Origin of the sequence: Sphingobacterium siyangense, from assembly GCF_007830445.1 — a bacterium.
Classification (GTDB): domain Bacteria; phylum Bacteroidota; class Bacteroidia; order Sphingobacteriales; family Sphingobacteriaceae; genus Sphingobacterium; species Sphingobacterium siyangense.
On the sequence record NZ_VLKR01000010.1, the window covers coordinates 174,481 to 180,480 of the forward strand.

7 protein-coding genes are annotated in these 6,000 nt (G+C 33.4%); 1 reads left to right on the forward strand and 6 read right to left on the reverse strand.

Annotated features, from left to right (window positions below; genetic code table 11):
* Nucleotides 1-150: 150 nt before the first annotated feature.
* Nucleotides 151-996, reverse strand: coding sequence for an RteC domain-containing protein (locus IQ31_RS11235; protein ID WP_145328030.1), 846 nt, complete (start codon nt 994-996; stop codon nt 151-153).
* A 692-nt stretch (nt 997-1,688) separates the two neighbouring features.
* On the opposite strand from IQ31_RS11235, the gene IQ31_RS11240 reads away from it, so the two are divergent.
* Entirely contained in the window at nt 1,689-3,671 is a 1,983-nt protein-coding gene (locus IQ31_RS11240; RefSeq protein WP_145328031.1) for an alkyl/aryl-sulfatase, read from the forward strand.
* A gap of 79 nt (nt 3,672-3,750) precedes the next feature.
* Here IQ31_RS11240 and IQ31_RS11245 read toward each other — a convergent pair whose 3' ends face one another.
* The 5 genes from IQ31_RS11245 to IQ31_RS27645 all read right to left on the reverse strand — a co-directional run.
* Complete coding sequence (locus tag IQ31_RS11245) at nt 3,751-4,155, reverse strand: winged helix-turn-helix transcriptional regulator (protein ID WP_145328032.1); 405 nt, start codon at nt 4,153-4,155, stop codon at nt 3,751-3,753.
* A gap of 280 nt (nt 4,156-4,435) precedes the next feature.
* Nucleotides 4,436-4,777, reverse strand: a complete 342-nt coding sequence (locus tag IQ31_RS11250) for a hypothetical protein (protein WP_145328033.1) — start codon at nt 4,775-4,777, stop codon at nt 4,436-4,438.
* Between the two features lie 19 nt (nt 4,778-4,796).
* Nucleotides 4,797-5,198: a DUF2147 domain-containing protein gene (locus IQ31_RS11255; RefSeq protein WP_145328034.1), complete on the reverse strand. Its 402-nt coding sequence runs from the start codon at nt 5,196-5,198 to the stop codon at nt 4,797-4,799.
* An 8-nt stretch (nt 5,199-5,206) separates the two neighbouring features.
* Nucleotides 5,207-5,722 carry a carotenoid biosynthesis protein gene (locus IQ31_RS11260; RefSeq protein WP_145328035.1) on the reverse strand — a complete coding sequence of 172 codons (516 nt, stop codon included), beginning with the start codon at nt 5,720-5,722 and terminating at the stop codon, nt 5,207-5,209.
* Between the two features lie 39 nt (nt 5,723-5,761).
* The coding region (locus tag IQ31_RS27645; RefSeq protein ID WP_208734224.1) for an ATP-binding protein at nt 5,762-6,000 on the reverse strand (239 nt) is incomplete at its 5' end.

A 6,000-nucleotide genomic window follows, 5' to 3' on the forward strand; every position in this document is an offset into this window, starting at 1 on the left:
GATAAAATAATGTTGGATTATAGCCTTTGTATGTGTTTTAAGCTACTTTTATTCATTTGAGAGTTTTTTGAATATAGATTTGCCAATATTTGCACATTGGCAAATAGGCACTTGGTTAATTATTACGAATTAGAGGAAGAGGTTAGATCACTAAATGTCTTTGTCCATGTATTCCTCAAGACTAAATTTAAGGTGGTCTAAAAAACAAGTTCGAGAATTGGAACGTGTTTTCATTCGATGGAATGCATGATGTATATCGCCCAAAGGTATCTGAAATAGAATTTGAAAAAGTAAGGCTATTTGCCTTATGCCTATTTTTTTATTTGATATGGTTCCAGATGCATACAGTGCATATATTAATTCAATTAGCGCATTTTTAGAATTTGTCCATGCAATATCTTTCATTACCTCTTTGTTTTGTAAGATTTTAGCAGCGCTTAATTGTTGTTTTTTCTTGCTGTTTAGATATTCATAAAGAAACTCATTGGCAAGTATTACAGCAACTTTATAATCGTAGTAAGTAGAAAAGCCTGTATCAATTTCAAAAACAAAGCTTTCTCGAACGTCATTATAGTAGATATTGCCCAGCCTAAAATAGATTTCATCCCGGTCTACTCTTCCCGAACGATAATATCTGTATAAATCTGATCGGGAGATATGTTCAATGAAATCATTCTTTAATTCTTGAAGACGATCTGAAAAATAGGAATAATACATCTTTCCATTAGATACCGGACATCCGACTTCAATCTGATATACTTTATTGTAGTAGATTAATTTTCCCAGGATATAAGGTTTAATATCTTTAAAAAAGGTTATTTCCTCTATTTCATTTTGAAAACCTTTTTCCATTATGGCATTTCTTAGATCTGTTAAAAGGTCTTGTAGAAATTTTGCCATCTGGCTTGCTTCTTCTTTTAAATTGCGGGAAGCTAAAGAAAGCGTTTCTTCCTTCCGCTGCACTAATAAAATCAATTCAGTGGTAGAGTAATTCATAATGCTACTTTTAGAAATTCTTGTTTAGGTTGTTTCCTATCTTAAGCAAAATTTAGATTTAAAAACAAATATTTCTCCCAAGTATATCCCAACTAGGTGAAGATTTTTCTTATAAGTTGTTTATAAACAAGAAGGTTTCTTTTGTCTTATCCTTTTTTCAGGCATCCATAAGGAGCCTCAAAGAGAAATATTTGTAAGTATTATCTTCTAAAAATTTAAATGAATTTACTTCTATATAAAGTCTATTGTTTTTGTAGAGTTTAATAAAAATAATTTATATTTGGATAGATATTCTAATCAGAAGGAATTAAGCATGTCTCGCTTCATAAAGCATTAAGGATGTAGTGCTTTATAAAATAAATTACTGTTGCCCTTCAACTTAAAAGTGACATCAAGAATACACAGCAAAGTCTTGTTAGAACAGAATTTAAATATTAGTTGTTAAATTAAAATAATTCAAATGGAGATAGTTCTATTAAAAATTCATGCATTTCCCTAGTATCAGTTTCTACTTTCCCAACACGCTCAAAAGACGATATTTCAAAAATTACATTTCTATAAAATAAATGACTGGGAAAAGACCCTAATGACAATTTTCAATTACTATTGAAAATATACAAGCACTTTAATAAAACCACTAAAGGTTTTAATCAGATTAAAAATATACACCATCAAGATTACATTGTTATTAAATGAAAAAGAATATAATACCAATTGTTTCAATTATGCTTTTAACCTTTACAAAAGCTATTGCTCAATCGGATCTTAAACAAAGTGAAGCTACTCCAGCCACTACCAAAATAAATGAATCAATTTACAGTCAATTGAATTTTGCAGATACATTAGATATAGCTGATGCCCATAGAGGATTTATTGCAACTATTGCTGATGGCATCATAAAAGATGAAAATGGGAGACCAATTGTAAATACCAAATTATTTGATTTTATAAAGGGGAAATCTCCAGCTACTGTTAATCCATCTTTATGGAGGCAGGCAAAAATTGGTAATATAAATGGGCTTTTCAAAGTCGCTGACGGTATTTATCAAGTCAGAGGGCTAGATTTAGCTAATATTGCTTTTATAGAAAGTAATACTGGTTACATTGTTGTCGATCCTTTAACAAATGCTGTAGCTTCTAGTGTCGCATATGACCTAATAAAAAAATATGTTAAAGATAAACCGGTCGTAGCTGTTATTTCTACACATAGTCATTCAGATCATTTTGGTGGTATTGAAGGAGTTGTGAGTGCGGCCGATATAGCCTCTGGAAAGGTTAAATATATAACGCCTGCCCATTTTTTTGATGAAGCAGTAAGTGAACATGTTCTATTGGGTAATGTGATGGGCAGAAGAGCCGGATATCAATTTGGTTCCTCTTTGCCGATCAGTGAAAAAGGACAAGTCGACGCTGGAATAGGGAAAGCTTATCTTGGTACAGGGGCTAAATCTACCATATTAAAACCCACTGATGAAATTAGCAGTACAGGTCAGACACTAGTGATTGATGGAATTGAATTGGTCTTTCAAATTACTCCGGATACCGAAGCTCCTTCTGCTTTTACATTTTATGTTCCCAGTAAAAAAGCATATTTCCCGGCTGATATTACTTTAAGGACTTTTCACAATATTCTTACCCCACGTGGAGCCAAAGCTAGGGATGCAAAAGGCTGGTCAAAATATATAGATGAATCTATAGATCTATTTGGCAAAAATGTCGAAGTAATTATTCCTGGTCATAATTGGCCAGTATTTGGGCAGGAAAAATCCATTTCTTTTTTGGAGAAACAGCGTGATGCTTACAAATATTTACATGATCAGACAATTCGTTTGGCTAATAAAGGATTAAATGCTGATGAAATTGCAGAAGAAATTAAGTTCCCAGAGGAACTTTCCAAAGAATGGTATTTAAGGGAATATTATGGAACCGTTGCACACAACGCTAAAGCAATATATCAGTATTATTTAGGCTGGTGGGACGGAAATCCAGCTGATTACAATAAATTGCCTCAAACTGAATCTGCAAAAAGATATGTAGAATGGTTCGGTGGTGAAAAAGAGGCTTTAAAAAAAGCAAAGATTGCCTATGGTAAAGGAGAATATAGATGGGTGGCAGAAGTATTAAAACATGTTGTTTTCGCTAATCCCAAAAATCAAGAAGCTCGCGATTTGCAAGCTAGCGCTTTTGAACAAATCGCTTATCAGAGTGAATCAGGTATTTGGAGAAACATTTATCTGACGGGGGCAAAAGAATTAAGACAAGATATCAGTAATGCGCCTCTCGCAAATCAAGCCCAAAAAGAGAAATGGGAACGTGCCTTAAATCGTTTATCGCCTGAAAACATCTTTGATTTATTAGCGGTGTCGGTTGATGGAAAAAAAGCAGAGGGGAAAAAGCTGACCTTAAGATTTAATTTTACTGATAAAGGGAAAAATATTCTTGTGTACTTGAAAAATGGTGTATTGAATTACAGTTTAGCTCGACCAGAGGTAGTAACAGAATTTTCAATATCTCTTCCTCAGGAAAAATTTGCGGAATTATTTAGTAGACCTGAAAATGCTATAGCTATTTTTCAGTCTCCAGATGTTAAATTTGAAGGCAACCCTGTAAAATTAAAAGAATTAGCGCAATATTTGGATTTAGCATCTACGAACTGGAATATTGTAACACCTTAATTCCTGACTTTTTAGTGTACTTGTTATTTTTAACAAAGACAAAGATTTGGATAAACCCTAAAATTAAAGGCATAAAGTTTTATGCCTTTAACTCTTTGATTCGGTTCTTTATATATCCAGCTTTGTCTTTTTTTACTTCCTTAAGTATTGTTTTGATTTCTTCAGAAATACACAGATTATTTTCACCCCATATTGCAGATTCTACCATCATTGGCAATAACTCGATTCCCTTATCAGTGAGCTGATACAAAATTTTGGCTTTACTTTCAGGATGTTTTGACTTAATAATTATTCCATTTTCCTCCAACGCAAGCAACCTTGATGCTAAAATGTTGGTTGCTATTTTTTCTCTAGATTTTAGAAATTCGCCATAGGTATTCTTATCGAAAAACAAAAGGTCTCTCACTATAACTAAGGTCCATTTATCTCCCCACACATCTAAACCCGATGAAATTGGGCAATCAGATCTATTATTATCTTTCATTTTTTTAACAGCAATAATTTAAAAAGTAGCTTATAAAGAATCTTTTACCAAGTGGAACATAGGTTTCAGTTACGATTGAAAAATATAATTTTTTAAATTCATTCCCAAAATTCATATTATAAACTGCATAAGAATACAGAAAAAGTATAAGATTACGAATCTTATCTCATTGATAGTCTAACTCGATTATTAATATTTTAGGATCTTTATTTGGTAACCTAGATAAAAAAAATAAGGCAATAAAATTGCCTTATCTATAAAAACACAGAAAAATTAACACTTATCTTAAGTAAACTGAATTAACTTTTGCATTTACTCCCGAAGAAGAAACTGGTACAATTGCAACTGCATTACTGCTTTTCTTTACTGTTACAACAGGGATAGTTCTTACAACCGTTTTACTTTCTCTTTTTACTACTACCAGAGGTGGAGGAACAGGTGTTACAATTACCCTACTTTGTACGATTACCGGAGCAGGATCATTGGTTCGAACCACTGCGGCACTTCTTCGAGCAACAGGTTGTACGACAGCCACTCCTCTAACTATCTGAGTCTGCGAAGAACAACTTGAAACCATAAATGAGACAAGCGCAAAAAGCAGGAAATATTTTATCTTTTTCATATGGCCGAGTTCTAAATTTCTATTTTTTAATTTTAGTCCAGTCCATTGATTTTGAAACAAAAGCAACTTTTACAGTGACCACTAATTTATTATCTGATTTGACTTGGATCTTACATGGAAATTCCTTGTTTTTTTGAAAAACATATAACTGTCCTGTAAAGTTGCCTTCACTCTTTTGTGTGATCCCTGTGATTTGTTTTTTTCCAATCAAACTTTTATCCTGTGCATCTCTGATGATTGCATCGTAGTGATCCCCATTTTTAACAAATTCGATTACTCGATCTTTTTCTTCACTTTGCCAAGTTCCTAATAGTCGATCGTCTTTCTGAACAAAGTCTGTAAATGAACTGCAAAGAACTAGAAGTAATACAGGGATTATAGCTTTCACGCTAGTCAATTTTTTTAGAATGATATTTTTCATATTTCTTATTATTTAGTTATTAATTCGTATAGTTTCCAAGTAGGACCATCAAAACCTTCTATTAATCCAACCAGGGTAAAATTCATTTTACCAGATAGAAATAAAAGGATCGGAATCATGACGAACATTGCCAAAATCTTTTTGCCATTGCTCATCTTAGTACGTATGATGAAGGTATATGAAGCGCCAAAACAGAATACTGCACACAACCACGCTGTGAAATTCACAAGTGGTACACCACAGTACCAAGGTTCCAATATTTCATGCCATGTCCATAATCCTAGATTTGTCGCCACAGGGTCAATCTGAAGGTCTCTAAACAATGCAATCAACGATATGATAAGACCTATAACAAGGAAGTTCGTAGTTTTTAATTGTGTCCATTTCTTCTCCAACATTTCGTAAATAAAAACGGAACTGTAGAATACAATAGACCATCCCGCCATCGTCGCTAATGGTGCCGCTAGGAAAGGGAAATAAATATTGTTGTCACTTCGCATTAGAATGCCTCCACTAGTTCGCATCAGAATGCCCCCACTAATTTCACAAAAAAAACCATTATTCTATTCATTATTATTTTCATAATTTTCTTGATCTTCTGACTTTTTGGGTCTTCCCCTTTTTGATTTTTCCTTAGGGTCGTCTTCAAACATTCCGTTCAGTTCCAGGAGGTTCTTTATACGGTAACTGTTTCCATTTAGTTTGACGATTGTGGCATGGTGCACTATGCGGTCTATTATCGCCGATGCGATTACTTTGTCCCCGAAAAGTGTCCCCCAGTCTTCAAAGTTCCTATTTGTGG